Genomic DNA, 23,802 nt, shown 5'->3' on the forward strand with positions numbered 1-23,802 from the left:
TGTTTCTGCGATTCTTTGAATAATTTGCCGCTAGTGAACTATTTTTACGGTGAGGAGCAATGCTCCGCAAGATTGTTTCCTTATGAAGCACGCTTCTCATTTTGCCGAATAAGAAACAACGCTTCGTAAGAGTATCTCCAGCCGAAGGCTAATACCTTTATTCAATCCTTAGATGTAAGACTCCGTCGCATAGACTTAAAAATCATTTTTAAAATGTAAAATTAATTCTACGTGCGTAACATCATTTAAAATCCCAAATTTTCTGTTTGAAACTTAGTCATTTCTTAAGACCACCAATAGCGCAAAATGTGGAAAAAAATCGGTGCAGAAAAGCAGATGGAATCAATTCGGTCGAGCATGCCACCATGGCCTTGGATAAGTTGTCCCCAGTCTTTTACACCACGATCGCGTTTAATGGCTGACATGACAAGACCACCAAAGAAGCCAAATATGCAAACAATAAATCCAATACATGCAGCCTGTAGATAGCTAAAGGGTGTAAGCCATGACATAGCAACACCTAATGCAGTGGCTAAAGCAATGCCTCCGATTAATCCTTCTACGGTCTTAGATGGTGAAAGTATCGGTGCGACTTTGTGCTTTCCAAATAGCTTGCCACAGACATATTGCAAGACATCGGAGGCTTGTACCACCATGATCAGCCAGATTGCTAGCCAAATTTTTTCACCCTCAAATCCGGGAAGTTTGAGGTTTAATAGCGCAGGCACATGCGAAATACAGAATACGCTGATCATCAGACCCCATTGAATTTTTGAACTGCGCTCTAAAAATCGCGTGGTATCTTCGGCTTTGAGTGTAGCGATAGGGATAAGAAGAAATACATACAGCGGAATAAAAATCGAATATAGCCCGTACCAGTCGATATACACCAAGTAATACTGGTAAGGGATGACAAAATAAAAAGCGATCAATAAAGGAAGATAATCACCGCGACGGGTTGGAAGTAAGCTGATAAATTCACGTAAAGCAAAGAGTGAAATCAACGCAAACAGGATCACAAAGGCAATTTTGCCTAATGAAATTGCTACACCAAGTACCAACAACATGACCCACCATGCATTGATCCGCGCATTTAAATTGTCGATGACCGGTGCCGGCGCATAACCCGCTTTAAATTTTAGTATTGAGCCAATGGTTGAGGCAATAATCAAAATAACCGCAAAGATACCAAACAATACATAGGTCATTTGCGCATTGGTGAATTCCATTATTGATACTCCAATGCTTTTAATTTGAGTAATTCGTCCTGAGCGTAGTTTAAAAACTCAGTTTTACTCTGTTCATTATGGGCTTCTAAAGGTTTGCCAAAAATAACGGTAGATAATAATGGCAATGGTATAAGCGCGCCTTTAGGCATGACACGTTTTAAATTAGAGATCCATACCGGTACGATTTCAACATCAGGAAATTGATTTTTGAGATGAAATAAGCCGCTTTTAAAGGCTAATAATTCAACGTCATCATTTAAATTTCGAGTACCCTCAGGAAAGAAAATAATCGAGTCACCTTGAGCTAATACGGTTTTGATCGGTTCTAAGGGGTCTTGATTTTGCTCTCGATTTCGCTGAATAGTGACGCCAGTAAACGTGTCTTGAATGAGAAAACGTCGAAAGCCATCTTTTAACCAATAATCCGAAGCCGCTACAGGACGGGTCCTCCGTCTGAGATCTGTCGGCAGTGATGACCAAAGTAAAATAAAGTCGATATGGCTATTATGATTTGCATAATAAATACGCTGCTTCATTACAGGTTTACACCCGACCCAGAGACTCCGCGCACCCGTGAGCAGCCGCGCACCACGACGAGTGAGAAAGGCAATATAGCGAGCAATTGAACGGCTTAAAAAATTACCTTTCATTGGTGAGTGAGCATTCCCTGAAGTGTCTAATGGATTTGGCATGGTTTCAAATTATTGTGAATTATTTATACAGTAAAAATATGCAGATGAATGCGATGTATTGCAAGCAAAGCACAAAGATCTGCCATTTAAATAAAGCCAGACAACCTAATTCACGCAGCTCCCATGCGCGACCACATTTATTTGCAGGCATTAATTTTAAGTTGATTAAACTTAAGTCCAGCTCCTTGGTGGTTTGTTCAAGGTTTTGAGTTTGGCTGTATTCAGCGACAGTGGCTAAAAGTGCCGAATCAAATTTGATTCTCAGGCTTAAATAATGTTGTATTCCGAGCAAAACTAGACAAATTAATATATATAGCAAATCGAATAGCATCACATTACCAAACTGGATAATGAGCCAGAGCGTGAGGATCGCTGCTACATAAGCTGAAATGAGCAATCCAGTGGTGGATTGCAACAACTTTGATAGCACCACAAGTTGTAAATTCATGGTGCAAGTCCTTTAAGTTTTAAACGATAAGTATTTAAATGTTTTATTTGCGGTGTTTTAAGCACAACCCAAGGACGGTTATGGCGAATAATCCGTAAAACATCTTCGACTGAATATTCAGGATGTTGTTTCAATAATAATGCGGCAACTACAGCACTACTTCGTGAATATCCCAAAGCACAGAAGACCAAGATGTTTTGTGCTTCATCATTGTTATTAGATTTCAAGAATAGTTCTAAAGACTCTACAGCATTATGTAGCTGATTGGCCTGTAAAGGAATCAGGTCTAAACTCAAGTTTTGAGCATAGGAGCATTTTGGATAAGTGGGTAATTCTGCGCAACAATCGAGTAAAGCATCATATTGCTGCATGACGTGTTTGGACGGATAGCGACCTAAATAAATATAACTCTGATTGATTTTGATGATTTTAGAATCTTCAGGATGGCGATAGGTCCAGATTCGGCTATTGATCCAAGCAAATACAAAGTAAGGCGCAAACAATATTTTTGCAGCAATGGTCATATCACCATGACTGAGTTTTTGAAAAAAATGGGGACGATTGAATAAATATGCAAACGAAACTAAAAGCAGACTGCTTGCAGGATAGAGCAGCCAAAGCCACCAACCTTTTGCATGTGCGATTGCGCTACACAATAAGGCAGCAAACAGATAAAGGATGCCGATTTTAATGTGCTTTAAGCTTAGCCGACTTTGTTTATTTTGAACCCATGGCGCAGAGCCAGCCATCGGGAATAGCCATAAACATAAGGCACCGACCAATAAACCTGTTGGAATATCTATAAAATGGTGCTGCCAAGTGGTTAGAACTGAGAGACCAATCAAAAAGGACCAACCATCTACCAGATATTTTAGCTTACCTGTGCTATGCCGACGGAAAAAATCCCAAAGTATCACCAGTAGCACAATATGCAGAGAGGGTGCTTGATTAAACGGTTTATCAAAGCCCATCAAGACATCAAACCACAGCCCGAAAAAACCTGTGAGTTCGGGGCGCTCAAAGCTAAAACGTAGCGGGAAAAGTAAAAAGCAGCTGATTGAAAGGATTTGTGCCGAAAATAGTCGCAGTACATGTTGTTTTAATTCAAACTTATTCCAACAAAGTAATAAAGACAAACCATAGAACAGATCAATCGACCAATACGGCACAATACTCCATGGCCAAAGTGGAATATATTTTTCCCATTCAAAGACGATAACAGGTACGGAAGCTAAGCCCGCAGCGTATTGATTGGCAAAACCATAACTTAAGAAGAAAAAAGGTGCCAGAAATGCCAAACACAGTAGGCCGTATTTCCAAGTTCCTTTTTCAGTATCCAGTTTATGCATAAGATTGACCGTCCAAGCTTAAATTTTTTGTGCAACGGAAACGGTGAAAATACCAAACTCATCAATAACTTGATCGATTTTTTTGAAACCAGCTTGCTCAACTAATGCATCCATTTCTGCTTGTGAGCGTAAACGCATCACCCATGCATCTCCTTGGCGATGTGAGGTCAGAGCACGGGCAATAAACTCTTGTTGCGGATGCCAAATTTGACCTGTGTAGATGAGATACCCATCTTTCTCAATGGCCTGACATAAGCCGGATAAGGACTGTCTGAGTAAATCATTATCACTAAATAATTCGTATAAACCTGAGACCACGGCTAGAGTGGGTTTAGGTTCAACACTGGCTAATGAAGTGGCATCAAAGGCATCCGCTTCTACAAAATTGGCAATCTGGCTTAAACCTCTTTGCTCAATCATTGCTTGACCTGCTTGTACATTGATCGAGCTATAGTCTCTAAGCAGGATGGATTCAGGCTGCTCAGGCAGTTTTTGTACAGCATCTAAAATATATCGGCCATGGCCTGCAGCAATATCCATAATCCGTACCGCGTGTTGGTCATCATGTAACTTAGAAGCATATTTCGTTAATAGCGCTTCAATATTTTGTTTTCTAACGCGAATACCACGCCAACCAATCGCATTTAAATATTGTCGATCGATGATTTTACCCAGTGCATTTTGGCTTTCTGATTTATCTCTGTAGACAAAATCTAAGGTACTGCCGGAGTCATATCCTGTCTCTTCACCAATTTTTAAACCCTTGGAAAAGAGACTACCAATTTTAAGATTTTGTTTGGTTAAGCTCCAAAATGCATGTTTTAAAGAATGCTTTGGAAGCGTTGAACTTAAGGTTTCTGCTACAGCACAGCTCGGGCCAATTTTATCGGCATCTAAAAGTTTAGGTGCGGAATAGGGTTGTTTAAAACATTGTTGAATAAAGCGATGGATTTTATCTGTGGCGATTTTGCGATGTTTTTCACCCAAAGTATCATGATAAAAACCATCTAAGACGTGAAATTCCTTCAATGGATGAGGGAGTTTTTGATAAAACGCCAATTGCGGTTTTTGATGCACCACGAAGTCAGATCCTGAACATAAGACTTGAGTAGGAACAAAAATATTTTGTGCATCTTTAACGATTCGATCTGAGGCTGCATATAGACCCAGCAGCATACGGACCGATATGGCCCGAGCGATTTGCGGGTCAGTGTCATAACTCTGCGCACGTGCAGTATCGTGCGTCAGCATTTTGGCTTTGACATAACTATTAATAAAAAAGTTGCCAGCGAATTTATTGAGAAGTGTTAAGCCAGGTTTTGCAAAAGGCACATAGAGTTTGATGTCAAATGCAGGCGAGGCAAGGCATAAAGCACGAATTTTAGGGGCATAATCATGCACCCATGTCGCGGCTAAAACAGCGCCAACGCTTTGAGCTACAATTGCTATATTTTCTGATCGAATTTGGTAATTTTGTTCTATATGCTGAACAAAATATTGAATGTCTTGAACGCATGCAGAAAAGCTCGGTGCATCTCCTCGTTCACCAGGAGTATTACCGTGACCTCGCGCATCCCAAGCGAAAAAATCAAAATCAGGCAAATTCAATTCATTGACCAAATGCGCCATTCGTCCCGAATGTTCATGGCCACGATGAAATAAGATCACCGCTTTTTTCTTACGGTTGCTTTTTAAACTGCTATTTTCCCAATGTTGATAAAACAAGGATGTTCCATCATGGCTCGTAAAGGTATGCTGAGTATTGTTATACATTGTGTTGTTCTCAAAATAATGAATCGACTGACGATCTAAACTGAAATTTATTGTGGGTTGATAATGCTATTTTTAATGCGGTTATAAATCGTAATAAATAATAAAAAGATGGTAATAATCAAAATACTATTGCAGATAAGAGACAATGTATTTAAGCCAACATTCAATATAGAAGAGGTCACGATGATGACGCAGATGATGCTAAATACAAAAGCGCGGTCACTTTTTCCCATTGGACCATCGTAACGACGTTCTTGCCCCACTAATGGCGCCATCACACCGGTATATTCGGCAAGTATGGCGAGAAAACAGGTTAAAATAAGTAATTCAGCTTGAATAAAAGCAAAACAAATTAAACTAAAATAGAGTGCTGAGTCGGAAATCACATCACATAATTCATTATAAAAAGCACCGAGTTTGGATTGTTGGTTGAACTCACGTGCCAGCATGCCATCTATGGCATTGAAGCCCATTCGAATAAGCATCCACACGGGGAAAATCAACAGTAAAATGCCAATACCGTTGTGAGAAAAATAGATATAAATAAAAAATGCCACAGCTAGCGAAATGAACATTGCCAGTAGTGTTACTTGATTTGCTGTAATACCAAGATGATGAAGTGATTTAACCAAAGGTCGAAGCAGGTTTTGAAATGCAGGCTTAAGCTGGTAGATCGAAGGCATATTATTGTTATAGCGGTATGATTTGCATGAATTTTATACGATTGATGCTTAACTTAACAAGAATTTGAATGTTAAAGATTGTCACAAGGCTGACGATTCGCCTGTATAACGCATTAAATTTTCTTGTGTGGTGCTTGCGACTAATTTTCCATCTTGCCACATTTGCCCATGACTAAGCCCACGTGATTGCGAGGTTCGAGTGGTATTCATGTCATAGAAAATCCAATCATCCACCCGAAAGGTATGATGAAAATACATCGAATGATCAAGGCTGGTTGCGATGAGTTCAGGAGACAGATAATTTAAACCATGTGTTTTGAGCGCCGCAGAATATAAATTATAGTCTGAATAGTATGCTGCAATGGCCTGATGTATATGAAGTTGGTCAAATTGGGCATCTAAGGCATCATGGAGTTTTAAATATTCTGCATATTGATTTTGATTTAAGACAGAAGCTTGACCGGACGGTGGCAAATCTGTCAGCACGTATTCAATTGGTTTAGATATAAGCTGAAAAGGCTGTAAAAATGTGGATAGATATTCAGGTGAAATAGATGATTGGATTTGCGCTTTATAGAATTGCTCCTCTTTGAGGCTACTTGGTGGAAATTGTTGGATCAAATCTGGTTCAGGTATTTGATACTCCATACCCATTTCGTTTTTCATATAGGACAACATCACCATATATATTGGTTTGCCATGCTGTATGGCGGTCACTTGTCGTGTAGAAAAACTATGGCTATCACGTAAATTTTCGACTTTAAATAATACGGGATGATTTGCATGACCCGCAGAAGTAAAGTTGGCATGTAAAGAGTGGAGTGGGAGTGTACAGGTATAGGATGCACTGACTATGCTCTGAGCAAGTAATTGTCCACCAAAAATATGGTCACCAAACAGTGGTTTACTTTGTGCTAAAAAGTAGCCCTGCTCTTTGGGCACTACAGATAATAATTGGATGAGGTCTTGAATCAGTGTTGTCATCTTTTTTTGAAATTTTTGCTTTGTTTAAATGTATTCAACTCGAACTTATTGCACAAGCCATGTTCATGAAAAATATAAAAGTCTTCGCCAGTCTTTCTAGAATAGGCTTATAATCGAGTTTTCCTAGTTGTCCGAATGGAATGACGAAAAAGCAATGACACCTGCATGTAAACTCTTAAAATCTAATAAAATCGACTTTACCATTCATGAATATGATCATGACCCAGAAGCAAAAAGTTTTGGTTTAGAAGCTGCGGAAAAACTAGGCTTAACGGTCGATGAAGTATTTAAAACATTGATGGTTACGGACGATAAAAATTACTTTGTTGCCGTATTGCCAGTGGAATATCAGCTGAATTTGAAAAAAGTGGCCACAGCATTTGGCTGTAAAAAACTCAAAATGGCCGATCCAAAAGATGCAGAGCGTTTAACTGGTTATTTGGTTGGTGGTATTAGTCCAGTTGGACAGAAAAAACGCTTAAAAACTGTGATCGATGCTTCCGCACAGAACTTAGCTAAAATCTATGTCAGTGGTGGTAAGCGTGGTTTGGATATTGGTTTAAAACCCGAAGATTTAGCAAAAGTTTTGGGTGCAAACTTTGCTGATGTGATTGATGATTAAATGTGGTTTTTGACTACTTAAATTTAAGTGAATTTAGAGGGAATACCTTCCACTTCAAAATCTATAAAATAACAAAAGCCGCATAGAGCGGCTTTGTGGTTCGATGATGCATCAAGTGTACGGAAGAGATGCTTAGGAATATAATCACAACTCATCTTCTCTTTTAAGCGAAAATTTAGTTATCTCGGAACAGCCGAAAAATTTTGGTTGATGATAATTACAACTTTTACTATTAGATTTTCAGCTGCTGTCTGGGGTGTTGATTAAATGTTCGATACTTATTTTTCTGCATAATATTTCAGGTGCAAGTTTATTAATTATGCACAAAATCACGAGAGATAACTTTATTTTAATTCAACATAACTTTCAGTGTTTACAAGCTTTATTAAGTAGTTTTGTTTTGTATTTAAAGTGAGCCCATTCGCATCTTTTAAATTTGATGTATGCAGGGCAATTAGACATTTTTGCGTGCCACAATGGATAACTTTAGCTTTAGCTGGATATGTAATAGTTAGTTTTTTAGCTTCGAGCCAATCAGTAATGAGGGCATCGTCAATGATAATTTGATTATGTTTTGTGCTATTAAATTCATTTTCAGCTTCTTTACGGGCATCTTTACCAATACTAATAACATAAAAAGTAAATGTGAAAAATAAAATATAAAAACCAACTAAATATGCATAGTAAATTCCACCACTTTGAACAATTTTATCAATTTTTTCACTGTGTTCTATGACTTCAAAATTATGAAATTTCTCTGATGAATCAATGGCGTCTTTAGCTGCAGGTTTTATGATATTGAGCGTAAATTGCCCAAGAGAAATCCAAAATAAGCCTACAATTGATAAAGGTTTTTGTATTTTGCTATTAATGGTATAGATAAAAATAGTTAGTAAAATTTGCCACAATTTTACTAAGATCCTTTTAAAAATCAGGTTGAAAATAAAGAGAAGGATAAATGTAATAAAGACAAATATAAATTTTATCATCACTTCATATAAATTATTTTGGTAGACAGTATGTACCAAAGCAGCGAGTAAAAGTATTAAGAAGCCTACTACTAGCCCTGACATACCGTTTACCCATCCATACATTAGATAGTCTTGAATAGATATGCCAAGTGAAACTTGATTAAATCCGTAGTAGCTGATTAAACCATCGTAGTAAAAGTAACCGCAAACAAATAAGTAAATAGTAAATATTGTTGTAAAGAGGGCTATATCAAAACTGAAGTTAAATTTCATATGTAATGTTTCTTGGATCCGCTTATATGCTTTTTTAAGTGCTTAGGTGAATAGTATTAAAGCAAAGTTAGAAGTGCAAATTGAGAATTAGACCTAGATCAGGGTATCTAAGATGTTTCTGTAATAGTGGACGAAATTGTCTTAATTCAGTTAGTACAAAATGCTCGCCAAATGTGGGTTTATTTTTAGCTTTGAATAACGAAAATCCATGAAGTTGCAGAAGTAGAATTTAGTAAAACTTCATGTTAGAGGTTAATTCATTAACAGTGCTTAATTATATTTAAATGTAAAAATACCTATAAAAAATAGGTATTTAAAATCCGACTAAAACAGTTGTATTTTAATTTAAAAGCTGTAATTTGAAAGAGCGATCAAATTAAGAGACAACAAAATGCCTTATTCAAATACTAAAGCGATTATTGAGCAAATCTATAATTTTGTATTAGAAAAACATGGTTTAGCGTCTAAAAGTCGATTTATGCAGTTATCGATCTTCTTTAGAGAATTGCATGAAGGGGATGAGTCAAAATTTACCGCAGATAGGTCTTTTTATTACAAAGGAATCTTTAATAACAGAGAAAAAAGTATATTTGCGAATGCTGCGCCAGACTTTTTTGATAAGCACAAATTTTTGGATTGGGTTGTTAAATCAATCGATTGATTTCAACCAAATCGTTGGAGTACATAATTCATGCTGTATAACCAGTCTGAATAGAAGATATAGATCAGAAATCAGTAGGTGTTTGTTATGAAATACATGCTAATTGGCAATAAGGATGTATGGCCAGTATGGTGTTAGTAAAGTCTTCAATGATTAAAATTTAACTGCATATTTCGTTCCTTGATTTAAATAAAAGCTTGGTTAAAAGCAGAATATAAAAACCCATGTAAAAGACATGGGTTTTTAGTTTAAGTTGCACAATGTGATAATTCGGCTAAAAAATAAGCAATATGATTTATTTGTTCAATGCTAAATGAGAAAATTATCATTTAGTTCCATTTCAGAAAATTGTATAAATAAAAACAGAAAAGTTCATATCAAAAAAATTAATTTTTAAATACATAGAGATAAGACCAAATTTGCAATCCTGTAGTAAATCTTCACAAAAATGCAATTATTAACAATAATGATTATCATTAACATGGTTTCACGCTGGCCAGCGTACTAAGCATTATTTGCACAGTTAAAGAAACATAATTACATGACAAAGCTTGGAAAAGCTTAAAAATAGAGGATATGGTCAGATGAAAGAGCTTGCTAATCGCTTGGCGATGCAGCATCTTGTCAATGCATACTCACAAGAAACCGGTAAAGGTATTTTACTGGAAAAGTATCAACAGAATTCATCACAATTGACGTTTAGCCAAGGCTTGACGTTGTTATGCATCCCTTTAGATTGCATTCAATCACAGTTATTTGTACCACTATCTTATGTCAGCCTTGTTGGTAGACATCGTCTTGCAGATCTCCCACACGTCTTTAACAAGGGACAGAAACAGTCATTTAGTATCACCGCGATCGCGAGTTTATTACTTGAACAGCTCGTACAAGAGTCAGGTCATACACTGGATGCTTCATCATTATTAGAACGTTGGATCGAAAGTCGTGAAGCGCTTATTCAATTTTTGACACTACGTGAACATGATTTTGAGGCTTTAGTCCAAGCGGAACAAAGTTTCATTGAATCGGAACAAGCTTTAATTTTAGGGCACAGCATGCATCCTGCACCGAAAAGTCGGGTCGGTTTTGTGCATGAAGATTGGGAAAGGTATTCGCCAGAAGCCAAAGGTCTCAGCCAACTGCATTATTGGTTGGTGGCTCCAGAATATATTCAAGAAGGTTCAGCTTTAGATCAAGCTGTATCAGCGCAATTGAAAAGCGAATTGCAATGGCATTTATCAGAAACTGATCAAGCACTACTGAATGCCTATTCACATTATAAGTTATTGCCTTTGCATCCTTGGCAAGCACGTTATTTACAGTCAAAAGTATGGTTTAAAAACTTAAAAACCAAATTAAAAATTATCGATTTTGGCGAGAAAGGTTGGGCATTTTCACCAACAACTTCGGTACGGACTATGGCAAGTTTTGCAGCGCCGTGGATGTTAAAACCATCACTATCTGTAATGATCACCAATTCAATCCGAGTCAACCTTGCCAAAGAATGCCACCGTGGTGAAATGACCCATCGACTTTGGCATTCAAATCTCGGTGAACGTATTTTACAACAATGCCCAACGCTCAAAGCGGTGAATGATCCTGCGTGGATGGCATTGAGCATAGATGATGAAATCGTCGAAGAAACTATTTGCATCTTCCGTGATCAGCCTTTCAGTGAAAAGCAGCAGGTGAGTTGTATTGCGTCATTGTGCCAAGAGCATCCTGCACAGCCGAAAAGCCGTTTTAATGCACTATTCGAACAAATCGAAAAACAACAACCTGAACTTAATCAAAGCGCCATTGCGATCAATTGGTTTAAACAATTCTTAGCTATCAGTCTAAAACCATTAATGTATTTGTACCATCAATACGGAATGGCCTTTGAATCACATCAGCAAAATGTCTTACTTGAGCTTGAAAATGCAATGCCTAAATATCTATGGCTGCGTGACAATCAAGGCTTTTACTATATCGAAGAACTTGCAGGTGAGGTCTTAAGCGCATTTCCAGAGTTGCAAGAAAAAGCGCATGCCGTGGGTTCCAAAGCCTTTGTCGATGAGCGCTTTAGCTATTATTTCTTTGGTAATACTTTATTCGGCATTATCAATGCAATTGGTGCAACTGGATATGTCACAGAGCAAGTGTTGATATTGATATTGCAAAATGAACTGTTGGACTTACATCAGGCTTATCCAGAGAGTTCATTGATTCATTCATTACTGTATCAGCCAACCTTGCCGTATAAGGGCAATCTGTTGACACGCTTGTATGAGCTGGATGAATTGATTGCCCCAGTCGATCAGCAATCGGTTTATGTACAGTTGCCAAATCCTTTATGTGTGGAACAGAAGGATGTGCAATATGCTTGATTTTATTGGGATAGGCTTAGGGCCATTTAACCTTAGTTTGGCGAGTTTGCTACATAAGCAAAATCATTTGCAATATCAATTTTTTGAAAAGAAACCACAGTTCGACTGGCATGCGGGTATGCAATTGCCCAATACAGTATTGCAAGTGCCGTTTATGGCCGATCTGGTTTCCATGGTCGATCCAACCAGTCCTTTTAGTTTTTTAAATTACTTAAAGGCACAGCAGCGTTTATACAAATTCTATTTTTTAGAACAAGCTCAGATTCCTAGACGTGAATATAACCATTATTGTCAGTGGGTTGCAGATCAACTACAGCATATTCAATATCAATCAACCGTAAAAGCCATTTATGCCCAAGAGCAAGGCTTTGAAGTCATGGTTGAACAAGATGGACGTTTTAGACGTTATCAATGCCGAAATTTGGTCATTGGTTCGGGCAATATTCCGCATTTACCACAGTGTCTAAAAGACATTCAACAGCAATATCCAGAGCGTTGCTTACATTCTGCAAATTATTGCAATGCAGCGTTAAATCACTTGAAAGGTAATGTAGTTGTACTGGGATCAGGCCAGTCTTCGGCCGAAGTCTTTATGGATCTGTTTGATCGTCAATATTTGCAGGATCAGACGACAACAGCGCAGTTTAAATTGCATTGGCTGACCCGTTCTAATGGTTTTTTCCCGATGGAATATGCGCCGCTGGGTTTAGAGCATTTTAGTCCGGATTATACTACGCACTTTTATCAACTAAGTCCTGAAAATAAAGCCGAACAACTGAAACAACAAGGTTTGTTATATAAGGGCATCAGTGCAAAAACCATCCGTGATATTTACCAAAAACTATATCACCGGAGTATTGGTCAAAATATTCAACAGACGCATTTACATGCTCAGGTGGGTTTGGTCGATGCCGAGCCTCATGGTGCGGGCATCCGTTTGCAGTTTCAGCATAAAGTCACGGCAGAACAATTCTATCTAGATGCGGACTTTGTCGTGGCTTCAACGGGATATCACAGTCCAGAGTGGCAATATCTCAAATATCTAAAACCACTGATTCAATGTGATGAATTCGGTCGCTGGAAAATCAGTCAGGACTACCGCGTACAGCATGACGCTGTTGGGGAGATCTTTGTTCAAAATCAGGAAATGCACAGTCACGGTGTCGGGACTCCTGATTTAGGGTTGGGTGCTCACCGTGCAGCGATCATTGCCAATCAATTATTGGGTTTTGACTTATACGATTTAGGTGATCAAGCGCAAAGTTTCCAACATTTTTCACCCAGTGAAAATGCTGAAATGCACAGTATGGGCATTGTAAAGAAATCAGCGCCAACCAATATCCAAAGACCATTTTCCGTAAAAAAAACCATTGCCAACTATGCAATGAACCGCAATACAACAATGCCGAATAAGCAAGAACAGAATGCGGTTAAACTCGAGAAATTATAATGACATTTGCAAAATTACAGATAAATCAAACGCAGTGGCGCCGTGCAGGGCAAAGACTGATTGAAATGGCGATTGCTGAATTTTTATATGAAGAAATTATTCAAATTCAGCCAGTGGAAAATAACACTTGGCAACTCAATCTGGATGATAAAACGTATCAATTTGAAGCGACTCAGTTTCTGCTTGGGCATTGGCGTATAGTTGAAGGGAGTGTTCGAGATTTAGGTGATTCGACAGCACAGCCCGCATGGAATCTACATGAATTTATTCGTGCCTTTTCAAATCAAGCTGAAGTGAAACCTTTTACCAAGGCCTATTTGATTAAAGAAATGAACAATACATGGTTAGCAGAAGCCCATGTTTTTGATGAGCAAAGATTGCTGAGTCAGGCTGTGCTGTCAGCGCCACACTATCAAATTGAAGGCATGTTACGTGGACACCCATGGCTCATTATGAGTAAGGGGCGTATGGGCTTTGGCTATGATGATTATTTAAGCTCAGCACCAGAGATTTCTCCAACAGTCAAAGTCTTGTGGTTAGCTGTTCATCGTAATTTAGCTGAGTTTCGTTCGACCGAGGCTTGGGATGCGAAAAGCTTATATCGCCATGAATTGAATTCTGCGCAATTACACGATTTTCAACAGCAATTGGCGGACAAAGCCGTAGATGCTGCTGAGTATTATTTTATTCCTGTACATGCGTGGCAGTGGCATCAGTGGTTAATCCCGACCTATGCCAATGAAATCGTTGATCAGCGCATTGTTGAATTGGACATTGGACAAGATGACTATGTGCCAATGCAATCAATTCGTACCTTATGCAATACCAGTCATCCTGAACGGCATTATGTGAAGTTACCTGTCAGTATCTTTAATACGGCGGTATATCGAGGTTTGCCTTCAAAACGAAATTTAGCTGCACCTGCGGTGACCGCTTGGCTGAAGGACATTCAACATCATGATGTAGACCTGCAAAAAACTCAGGTGGAGTTTTTGGGCGAAGTCGCAAGTCTCACTTTGCAACAGCCGTGTTTTGATCAGATAGACGGTGCGCCTTACCAATTTAAAGAATTGTTTGGTTGCCTATGGCGTGAAAGTGTAGAGCCTTGTATCGGTGAACATCAGTTGGCGCTTTCCCAAGCAGCATTGTTACATCGAGACCTAAACGGTCAGTCTATTTTATCCGTGTTGATTCAAGCTTCAGGTTTAACGCCTTTGCAATGGTTGAAACGATTTGCCGAAGTTTGTGTAACACCGCTACTGATTTGCTTATACAAATATGGTTTGGCTTTTTCTCCACACGGTGAAAACACCATGTTAATCCATGAAAATGGTCTACCAAAAAAAATGGTGCTGAAGGACTTTATTGATGATGTCAATTTAGTTGATGAAGATTTTCCAGAACTCGAAAATTTACCACCTGAAGGGCAAATTTTACTGCGTCATCCTGCTGAAGAACTTAGCCACTTTATCTTTACAGGTTTGTTCATGGTGCATTACCGCTATATCTGTAATGTCTTCCTTGAAGATTATCCACAGCATACAGAACTTGAGTTTTGGCAAACCATCTCCACCGTGATTGACGAATTTCATCAGGCACATCCTGAATTGGCAGATCGTATTGAAAAATTCAGTATGTTCCGTCCACGTTTCGAGAAAATTTGTCTGAACCGTGTTCGACTGTTTACCACCAGTTATAACGACGAAGCAGAACGACCAGTACCTGTATTTTTAGATCCTATTGCAAACCCTGTGAGTCCAAGCACTTTAAATCAGTGGGCGAAACAACAGCATACCGCCGAACAGAAAACGACAACTAATCGTATTGCGTCATAAACAGATTTTTGAGCTAAGAACAGAAAAGATTAAACAAATTTAAAGGACGACATCATGACAACGTTATCACGACAACCACCTGATTTTTATGAATACCATGAGAATGAGACGCAATACTACTTACGACAAATGCAATATCCAGAAGATATGGCTTTGGTTCATAAATGGATGCATGAACCTCATGTTATTCCACAGTGGCAGCTCAATAAGTCAGAAACTGAACTAAAAGTGTATTACGAAAAAATGCTGGCAGATGATCATCACCGAATTTTGATTGTGGGGGTAAATGGTGAAGATGTGGGCTACACAGAGATCTACGAAGGAAAACGGGATCGATTAGGTTTGTACTACGACGGTGACGAGCTAGATCTAGGTTGGCATTTGTTATTTGGTGAAAAGTCCGTTTTTGGTAAAGGCTATTTACGTCCTGTCATGCGTTTATTGAGTTTTTATATCTTTGAAAATGCCGCATCAGCCAAGATTGTGGGAGAGCCTGATCATAGTGTGAAGCCTTATGCCGTCGTGGTTGAAGACATGTGCTATGAAGCACAGCGCCTAATCCCAATGCCTGAAAAGACCGCCATGTTGTATTACTGCTTTAGAGAAACATTTTATTCAAAATTTGGTCATTACTTAAACGACTCCAAGGCATTTCAGCATCAGCAACTAGCTAAGGCGGTGTCATGAGTTATCGCTGCACCCACATGCACATACTGGACATGCGCTTTTCAGCGCATGTTTCAGTGGAAGAGTTTGAACAATGGTTGACTCAAGTTGAGCGCTTTTTTCTGAAAAGTCAGCCCTTTGTTTTGGTTATGCAAACGGCTGAGGGAACGACTTTTCCTGAAGAATATCGGCAAATACAGGCCGTTTGGTACAAGAAGTTTAAACATCTCTTTTTTCAATATTGTTTGGGTCTGGTGCGTATTGCGCAAGATCCAGATGACTTCAAACGTTTAAATACACCCGCGCTGCATGCAGCGTGGCGTGTGCCTTATTACGTTTCATTAGAACAGTCTGATGCGCTGCAATGGGCAGTGCAGAGGTGGATATGCAACAACACCCAAGAAAATTAAATCATGCAATTTCACCATCTCAAATTTCAGTCCTGAGTTTGAGCGTCGTGATTATTTTGTACTTAGCACATGCATTGCCTTTGTATTTTTACAATGTGGCTTTGCCTGCCATTTTACGACATCAAGGGGTAGATTTACGCTGGATCGGCATGTTATCGCTGCTTTATATTCCATGGGCATTCAAGTTTTTTTGGGCGCCTTGGATCGATCAGCTCTATGTCAAAAAACTCGGTAAACGTAAAACATGGCTGTTGTTTACGCAAATCGCATTAGTACTGGGGGTACTGGTTTTAGCCTTTACGCAGTTTTCTTATGGGCTGACTTTATTTGTCATTGTTGGTTTATGGATTTCAACGTTTGCGGCAACGCAAGATATTGCGATTGATGGTTATACCGTAGAGAAATTTACCGAAGGAAATTACCGTCTGGGCAGTATGGCACAGAGTATTGGGGTGGCCGTCGGTAGCATGCTTGGTGGCGCTGCAACTTTATGGATTTACCAATATTGGGGTTGGCAGTCAGCGCTCACAACTTTAGCGCTGCTGACATTTTTAACCATGTTTGCTGTGTTTTTTATTCAAGAAGAACCACAAACTCAAATTGCCAAAGCCAAACCAAGCCTACGACAAGCGTTTAAACGATCTGCGATTCGTTGGGCCTTGCTGCTCATCGTTTGTTATCGCGTGGTGGAAGCACCCGCTATGGCAATGCTGAATCCCATGTTGATCGATCAAAAATGGTCACTGTCTCAGATCGGGGTGTTGATGTCTGTGGTCGGTGCCGGTGTCGGTCTGATTGCAGCTGTTAGTGCAGCTGTATTGCTGAAAAAAATCAAAGCGACGCAATTGTTGGTCTGGGCAGGATGGTTACGTACATTGCTATATGCCGTCATTGGGGCAGCCGTTGTATTGGAGTGGTTGAATCAATGGCATCTGCTTTTAGGTCTATTTGTCGTGTTGATGCTAGCCATTCGTTATATCGCCATGACATCACTCTATGCCTATTTCATGCAGACCAGTTCTAAAGAACAGGCGGGTACCGATTTCACTATATTAGTGTGCTTTGAATTGCTCGTTTACTTCATTGGCGGCGCATTTTCAGGCTTTCTCGCAAAATCATTAGGCTATGGACATTTTTACTTGGTATTGGCAATCGGCTCAGTAATCAGTGTCTTACTTAGTCAACGCATTGTTTTAAAAACACAAAATTTAAAAACTCAAACTCTTCCGACTCAATCGGAACTCTAAGAAATGGAAAAGAATATGAAACGTTTAGCTCTACCGATGCAACTGACTTGTCTCAGCTTAGCAATTTGCACTCAGCTTTATGCGCAAGACGTCACGACAGACACTGCACAAAATACAGCAGTTGAAACACAAACTACAGAAGCTACTAAAATGGCACCGATTGTTGTGACGGCTACTCGTTCTGCGAAAAGCATTGCCGATATTGCGGGTACGGTGTACAGCATTCCTAAAGAAGAAATTGAAAAACAAGCCAATGCAGGTAAAAGCACAGCCGATATTGTCGGTTTATTGGTGCCATCACTGACTCCATCGAGTGGTACAACGTCTAACTATGGGATGACCATGCGTGGACGTGTGGTGCAATACATGATCGATGGTGTGCCGCAAACGGGATATCGTGATGGATCTCGACAACTGGCAAGTATTAGCCCGTCGATGATTGAACGAATTGAAGTGGTCTCAGGTGCAAGTAGTATTTATGGTTCAGGTGCAACAGGCGGTATTATCAATATCATCACCAAACGAGGTGGATCTGAGCCGCTGAGTTTTGAAACGAAAGTCGGTGTCACTTCTGGTAATAATTTTAAGTCTGATGCGCTAGCTTATGAAGCTGCACAAACCATGAACTTTAATCAAGGCAATTTACGCGGAACTTTAGGTGCAAGCTATACCAAACGTGGCGAAATACAGGATAGTCATGGCAACCGTATTGGGCCTGAAATTGCACAAACAGACCGTCAAGATACCGACACTTTAGATCTAAATGGTCGTGTCAGTTGGAAAATTGCCGATGGTCAAACGCTGAGTTTTGGTGCGCAATATTATAATGATGAGCAAGATAGTGACTATGGCCCTGACTATGGTCCAAATTTAAATGCGCTGCGCTCACAGCCCGTGGGTGGCAAGCTGCCGTTGTCTTTAAATGCGGTAAAAGGCTTACAACTTGCCGAACAACCACAAACTGAACGTTATAGCGTCAACGCACAATATGAAAATCAAGATATTTTAGGCCACCGTCTAAATGCTGAAACCTATTATCGAAATGAAAAAGCACGGTGGTTCCCATCTGCACGTCAAATGGCACCTGAACTCTTCTTGGTGTATCAGTCAGAAACCGATATCGATGTTTTAGGCGCGCGTGTTGCTCTACAAAAAGATCTTAACTTAAATGGTCGTGAACTGGGTCTAACCTATGGTGTGGACTATGAAAATGAAAAAGATCAACAAAATATCCAAATGTATGACAGCGCAACGTTTATTCAAAGTAATGGTTTGAGTTATCAGCCGTTTAACTACTATGCTTTTGGCCCTGATGTTGAAACAGAAAAACTTGGGGTATTTGCCCAAGCGCAATATGAATTAACTGACCGACTAGGCTTACAAGCAGGCATTCGCCATGAACGTGTAGAAAGCGATGTCGATTCATCTGTGCCTTATATGGAAGCCATTACCGCAGATTTAACCCCAGGTTATGTGGCGAAAACACTGAACGGCGGCAAAGTAAAACATGATGCAACGCTGTTTAATGTTGGCGCGGTGTATCACTTAACAGATGTACAGCAAGTGTTTGCCAATTTCTCACAAGGTTCAAACTTGCCCGATGTGCAACGTATGCTGCGCGATGTGCCGGCAAATTCTGTGATTAATAGCCAAACCATTGACCCGATTAAAGTCAATAACTATGAACTCGGTTGGCGTGTACAAAATGCCGGTGGTTTAAATGCAGGAGTCACGGCTTTTTATAATGACTCAGATAAAAGCCTGAAATTTGGTGCGCCGAATTACACCATTGATGTTATTGATACCGATGAACGTATCTATGGTGTCGAAGCCAATGCCAGTTATGAAGTTCAACCAAATTGGACTGTTGGCGGCACAGTTGCATATACCACGGGCCAATTTAAAAATACCCAAGGTGACTGGCAAGAATTGGATGCCATTCGTGTAGCACCTTTAAAAGGTACAGCATTTTCAGAGTGGCAATTTGATAATGACATGAGCCTACGTGTTCAAGCTTTAGCGATTGGCGGTACAGACAAAGCCCAAAAAGACGCTGTGAAATATGGATCTGCTCCAGCAGCGTCAATTAAAGGCTTTGCAACGATGGACGTGATTGCCAATGCAAAAGTAGGACCGGGTAATGTGGGCTTTGGTGTCTACAACGTGTGGAATACGGATTATAAGTCGGTGTACAGCCAGTCGGTTGAAACTGTCTATGGCCCAATTTCTAGCCTAGCTGCACAAGGTCGTACCTACGGTTTAAGTTATACAGTGAAATACTGATTTAAATCCTGAATCGTGTTTAAAGCACGGTATCGTGACTTACAAAATAGCGGTGGCTTAAGTCACCTCTATTGTTTATAACGTAGCCATTAAAAATGGATAACAAAAATAATGGATCGAAATAACAAACTGTTTATTGCTGCCAGTCTTGCCAATGGTGCAAGTTTCTCGATGATATTGCCGCTGTTGGCGCCATTGGTTCGTGAGTTAAAACTTTCTGAACTACAAGGCGGCGCGATGGTTTCCGTTGGTGCGCTGCTGATGGCCATCGGTGCCATTTACATTTCAAAAAATCAATCTAAGTTTTCGATTTATCAACTCTTGAGTATCGGTTTTGTGGGCATGGCTGTGACATGGGGGCTATTTACAGCTGTGTTGATGTATGGCCTTACTGTTCAGATAGGGATGTTGCTGCTGTTTAGTTTATTGATGTTGTCACGCGCAGCGACTGGGATATTTATGGCGATGCCACAGATTGCCTTGCAAACTTATGTGATGACCCGATTTAGTAATGAGCAGCAGCGTTCACAAGCGATGTCAAAATTTGGTGCATTAAACAGTGCAGGCGTGATCATTGGTCCATTTCTAACAACCTTGCTGCTGGGCTTTGGTGGAATCATGACGCCGCTGTGGGCTGCAATCATTATTTTAGCGTTGATTTCTGTGGTCTTGGTGTTCAGCTTTGATCGACATACCGAACAGCATAGCGTTGAAAAGCCAGTGACAGCTAAGGATGAGATACCATCTACGGATTTGAGCATTCAGCAATGCTATCCTTGGTTAATGTTGGGATTCAGTCTCTATCTTGCCATCGTGACCGTAAATTTAACGGCCGGGTTTTATATTCAAGACCGCTTTAATATGACTGCTGCAGAAGGCGCAGTGCATTTTGCAGAGTGTTCTCTCATCGTGGGTATTGCTTTGGTGGTGATGCAAACACTGATTTCTAAATATTTAAATTGGTCTGTATATCGCTTACTGTGGGTTGGGCTGTTTAGCATGGCTGCAGCCTTGCTAATTTCGGTTTTCACCAATGAATTACGGATATTCCAAGCCACGTACCTGTTATATGGTATATCGGTTGCGTGTTTAATCCCTGCATTTACAACGGGTGCAGCGCAAACGGCGCCCAGTGCGTTACAGACCAAGGTGGCAAGTTGGTGTACAGCCACTCAGGCTTTGAGCTTTGTTGTCGGGCCACTGATTAGCACGGGTTTATACCAGTGGCACAAAGAATTTCCGTATTATTTTTTATTTTTAGTGATGCTCGGTCTGATCGTATTCTTTTTATTTCAAACCAAAACTCAAACCGTGAAGCGAGTGACTGAGTGAAATATGCATCGAGTTGTATAAATACTTCAATAGGTCGGTGTGAAGATAGGACTATCCTGCCAATAGATGGTTTTGATTACATGATGTTACTTGATCGGTGATTGATCTTACAAAATAGATTTTAAAAGCAAGATTTTTGATTAAAAAATAACCACAATTGTTTCATTAATTCTCAAAGTACTGAATCAATAGTTTTCTCCGTTATTCTTTTTACATAAAAAAATAACGGAGGTTAAATGCTTAAATTTAATAATGATTTGGTTCTGGGCGCCATTTTTGATATGGATGGAACAATGTTTGATACTGAACGTTTACGGTTTCAAACATTGAAACAGGCATCTCTTGAATTGACCGGTGTTGAGTTTTCCGAATCGTATCTGATGAATTGTTTGGGGCTAAGTGCACAAAGCGCGCATCGATTGGCCCAAGCCGAATATGATGAAAACATTCCATACGCAGATATTCGCAAACGTGCAGATGAATTAGAGCTGGAGCATGTTCGTCAGTTTGGTGTACCGATCAAAAAAGGCTTGGTTCAAGTATTAGAACGCTTACGCAAGTCAGGACTACGGATGGCTGTAGCAACATCGAGTCGCCGAGCAATCGCAGAAGAATATCTCATCAATGCCAATGTGTATAAGTTCTTTGATGTCTTAGTCTGTGGTGATGAAGTTGAAAATGGTAAACCGCATCCGGAAATATTTATACGTGCTGCCGCAAAGCTGAATTTAAGTCCTGCTGATTGTTTGATGTTTGAAGATTCGGAAAATGGTGTGACTTCAGCCTTTGACGCTGGCGGTATTACTGTACTGTTTAAAGATATTAAATCGCCCAATGAAAACATGCTGTCCAAAGCCAAATATTATTATGAATGTATGTATGACTGCTTGACGGAACTTGACCCGTTCACTGCGCATTTAGAGATGCCGCATGTGCAAGAGGCTTTTCCACAAACACTTAATCAGCTCACTGTCGGTATTCATGGTTTTGGGGCGATTGGTGGTGGCTATTTAGCTCAAATTTTGTCGCATTGGGATGGTTATACTCGCCCGAAAAAAATCTATGCATCGACTCGTAACCCTTTATATCGTTCTGCGGTCAATGCATTTGGTACCTATAGTATTCGCTATGGTCAATTGTCTTATGACGAACGCGTTGAAAACATGGCAGTCATTGATGCTGAAAATATTCAGCAGATGCAAGAGATGTACACAGAGTCAAGTTTGGTTGCCATCTGTTTGCCTGAAAAAGCGATTGCAGAAGAGGCCAAAACCATTGCACAAGGCCTGTATGCACGACATATTGCACATGATGAGAAAGCCATCGAACCTCTAACGATGCTGATCATTTTGAACAAAGTCGGAGCAAAACAATTATTAATGTCACATTTAAAACAGGCTTTAACTGAGCTTGCTGGAGCGGTTGTTGCAGAGAAAATCATGCAACAACACTATTTTTGCGATACCGTGGTCAACCGCATGGTATCTAAGTTAAGTGACCAAAACTTATATCGTCAGCTCCGTATAAAATATAATATCTTCAAACAATTTCAATTAGATGAAGTTGAAGTGGATGCTCAATTAGACTTAGAAGATGCGACGAAATTAAATCCAGATCAGGAACGTCAGGCTACTTTATATGTTGAGGATATGCGCCGCAATTTCCACCCAAGTCATATATTGCAAAGCATGGATTTAATTTTATTCAATGCTGAGTCTGACATGCCGATCTATGTAGAAAATAACAGTCCTTTGTTAGAAAAAATGCGTCAAATGATTTTGGTCGATCATATTGAAGATATTCAGCTAATCAAAAATCGCTTATGGAATGGCGTACATGCCATGTTGGCTTGGCAATCTGCACTGTTCAATCATCAAACCATAGGTGTGGCACTTGCAGATCATCGTGTTGATCAATTTATGCATGAACTCATTGACGAGGTGCAGGCTGGTTTAGCACGATGCTTACCTAATCGTGCTTTTGATTTAACACGACTGGCAGAAAGCTTTATAAACTCTTGTGAACATGCGTATAAAGATCCATGTGCGCGTGTGGCACGAGATCCTTTACGTAAACTTGCAATTAATGAACGAGTGTTGGGCTCGTTGGCGACCAATCTGAAATATGGACTGGAGACAAAGCACCTACAGCAAGGGATTGTCTATGGTTTGATGTATGCCGTGAGTGTAAATCAATGTTCGATGGAACAGGTTATCAACTTTATCCAGTTGCAATTTTCAGAACTGAAAAAGACCAACGAGCTTGAACAACTGGAACGTATTGAACAGATTGAGGCCAATGTAATGATACAGTTGCAGCATTTTTCTGATCAGTCCACAGAGCAGTTTACATCTTGGAAAAACCATGCTGTAACGCAAGATCAGAAAGATACTGCGAAATTTGCCTAAAATATAATGCTTATCTGTGCGCAATGTATATTGAATCAAAATGCTGAGTATGACTCGGCATTTTTTTCTTACAAAGAAGCTTTAGATGAATGAATTTCAGCTTTAAATGAATATTAC

18 protein-coding genes and 1 pseudogene are annotated in these 23,802 nt (G+C 39.7%); 11 read left to right on the forward strand and 8 right to left on the reverse strand.

The genetic code is table 11. From position 1 onward, the window contains the following. Positions 1 to 284: 284 nt before the first annotated feature. The 7 genes from FTT72_RS07315 to FTT72_RS07345 form a co-directional block, all read right to left on the reverse strand. A complete protein-coding gene (locus FTT72_RS07315; protein WP_078191012.1) occupies positions 285 to 1,229 on the reverse strand; it encodes a phosphatidate cytidylyltransferase in 945 nt (314 codons plus the stop codon). After that, positions 1,229 to 1,879 carry a 1-acyl-sn-glycerol-3-phosphate acyltransferase gene (locus FTT72_RS07320; RefSeq protein ID WP_180007876.1) on the reverse strand — a complete coding sequence of 217 codons (651 nt, stop codon included), beginning with the start codon at positions 1,877 to 1,879 and terminating at the stop codon, positions 1,229 to 1,231. The genes FTT72_RS07315 and FTT72_RS07320 overlap by 1 nt, the downstream gene beginning before the upstream one ends. Positions 1,880 to 1,940: 61 nt before the next feature. Next, positions 1,941 to 2,369, reverse strand: a complete 429-nt coding sequence (locus tag FTT72_RS07325) for a hypothetical protein (RefSeq protein ID WP_180007868.1) — start codon at positions 2,367 to 2,369, stop codon at positions 1,941 to 1,943. Then, positions 2,366 to 3,718 (reverse strand): phosphatase PAP2 family protein, encoded by a 1,353-nt coding sequence (locus tag FTT72_RS07330; protein ID WP_180007867.1) that lies wholly within the window; start codon positions 3,716 to 3,718, stop codon positions 2,366 to 2,368. The genes FTT72_RS07325 and FTT72_RS07330 overlap by 4 nt, the downstream gene beginning before the upstream one ends. An 18-nt stretch (positions 3,719 to 3,736) precedes the next feature. Continuing rightward, positions 3,737 to 5,491 carry a bifunctional alpha/beta hydrolase/class I SAM-dependent methyltransferase gene (locus FTT72_RS07335; protein WP_180007866.1) on the reverse strand — a complete coding sequence of 585 codons (1,755 nt, stop codon included), beginning with the start codon at positions 5,489 to 5,491 and terminating at the stop codon, positions 3,737 to 3,739. A gap of 47 nt (positions 5,492 to 5,538) precedes the next feature. Beyond that, positions 5,539 to 6,174, reverse strand: coding sequence for a CDP-alcohol phosphatidyltransferase family protein (locus tag FTT72_RS07340; RefSeq protein ID WP_168378667.1), 636 nt, complete (start codon positions 6,172 to 6,174; stop codon positions 5,539 to 5,541). 81 nt (positions 6,175 to 6,255) lie between these two features. Continuing rightward, positions 6,256 to 7,158 carry an acyl-CoA thioesterase II gene (locus tag FTT72_RS07345; protein WP_180007865.1) on the reverse strand — a complete coding sequence of 301 codons (903 nt, stop codon included), beginning with the start codon at positions 7,156 to 7,158 and terminating at the stop codon, positions 6,256 to 6,258. A gap of 154 nt (positions 7,159 to 7,312) precedes the next feature. On the opposite strand from FTT72_RS07345, the gene ybaK reads away from it, so the two are divergent. Further along, positions 7,313 to 7,780 (forward strand): Cys-tRNA(Pro) deacylase, encoded by a 468-nt coding sequence (gene ybaK, locus FTT72_RS07350; protein WP_180007875.1) that lies wholly within the window; start codon positions 7,313 to 7,315, stop codon positions 7,778 to 7,780. A 344-nt stretch (positions 7,781 to 8,124) separates the two neighbouring features. Here the strand turns inward: ybaK and FTT72_RS07355 are convergent, their stop codons facing one another. Continuing rightward, on the reverse strand, positions 8,125 to 9,024 hold the full coding sequence (locus FTT72_RS07355; protein WP_180007864.1) for a hypothetical protein: 900 nt from the start codon (positions 9,022 to 9,024) through the stop codon (positions 8,125 to 8,127). 391 nt (positions 9,025 to 9,415) lie between these two features. On the opposite strand from FTT72_RS07355, the gene FTT72_RS07360 reads away from it, so the two are divergent. The 10 genes and pseudogenes from FTT72_RS07360 (at position 9,416) to mtlD (ending at position 23,685) form a co-directional block, all read left to right on the forward strand. Beyond that, positions 9,416 to 9,685 carry a hypothetical protein gene (locus FTT72_RS07360; protein WP_180023592.1) on the forward strand — a complete coding sequence of 90 codons (270 nt, stop codon included), beginning with the start codon at positions 9,416 to 9,418 and terminating at the stop codon, positions 9,683 to 9,685. A gap of 584 nt (positions 9,686 to 10,269) precedes the next feature. After that, positions 10,270 to 12,054 (forward strand): IucA/IucC family siderophore biosynthesis protein, encoded by a 1,785-nt coding sequence (locus tag FTT72_RS07365; protein ID WP_180178117.1) that lies wholly within the window; start codon positions 10,270 to 10,272, stop codon positions 12,052 to 12,054. Then, positions 12,047 to 13,504: a lysine N(6)-hydroxylase/L-ornithine N(5)-oxygenase family protein gene (locus tag FTT72_RS07370; RefSeq protein WP_180178118.1), complete on the forward strand. Its 1,458-nt coding sequence runs from the start codon at positions 12,047 to 12,049 to the stop codon at positions 13,502 to 13,504. The genes FTT72_RS07365 and FTT72_RS07370 overlap by 8 nt, the downstream gene beginning before the upstream one ends. A gap of 176 nt (positions 13,505 to 13,680) precedes the next feature. After that, positions 13,681 to 15,339 (forward strand): annotated as a pseudogene (locus FTT72_RS07375) (IucA/IucC family siderophore biosynthesis protein); the annotation flags it as partial. 54 nt (positions 15,340 to 15,393) lie between these two features. Next, positions 15,394 to 16,026, forward strand: a complete 633-nt coding sequence (locus FTT72_RS07380) for a GNAT family N-acetyltransferase (RefSeq protein ID WP_180178119.1) — start codon at positions 15,394 to 15,396, stop codon at positions 16,024 to 16,026. Further along, entirely contained in the window at positions 16,023 to 16,415 is a 393-nt protein-coding gene (locus FTT72_RS07385) for a hypothetical protein (RefSeq protein WP_078190999.1), read from the forward strand. Before FTT72_RS07380 ends, FTT72_RS07385 begins: the two co-directional genes overlap by 4 nt. Further along, on the forward strand, positions 16,391 to 17,662 hold the full coding sequence (locus tag FTT72_RS07390) for an MFS transporter (protein WP_257233415.1): 1,272 nt from the start codon (positions 16,391 to 16,393) through the stop codon (positions 17,660 to 17,662). Before FTT72_RS07385 ends, FTT72_RS07390 begins: the two co-directional genes overlap by 25 nt. A 15-nt stretch (positions 17,663 to 17,677) precedes the next feature. Then, on the forward strand, positions 17,678 to 19,945 hold the full coding sequence (locus tag FTT72_RS07395; RefSeq protein ID WP_180109181.1) for a TonB-dependent receptor: 2,268 nt from the start codon (positions 17,678 to 17,680) through the stop codon (positions 19,943 to 19,945). Positions 19,946 to 20,056: 111 nt separating this feature from the next. Beyond that, a complete protein-coding gene (locus FTT72_RS07400) occupies positions 20,057 to 21,277 on the forward strand; it encodes an MFS transporter (protein ID WP_180054867.1) in 1,221 nt (406 codons plus the stop codon). Positions 21,278 to 21,513: 236 nt separating this feature from the next. Continuing rightward, positions 21,514 to 23,685, forward strand: a complete 2,172-nt coding sequence (mtlD, locus tag FTT72_RS07405; protein ID WP_180054865.1) for a bifunctional mannitol-1-phosphate dehydrogenase/phosphatase — start codon at positions 21,514 to 21,516, stop codon at positions 23,683 to 23,685. Positions 23,686 to 23,802 lie beyond the last annotated feature (117 nt).

Source organism: Acinetobacter sp. YH01005, from assembly GCF_013420465.1.
GTDB lineage: Bacteria > Pseudomonadota > Gammaproteobacteria > Pseudomonadales > Moraxellaceae > Acinetobacter > Acinetobacter amyesii.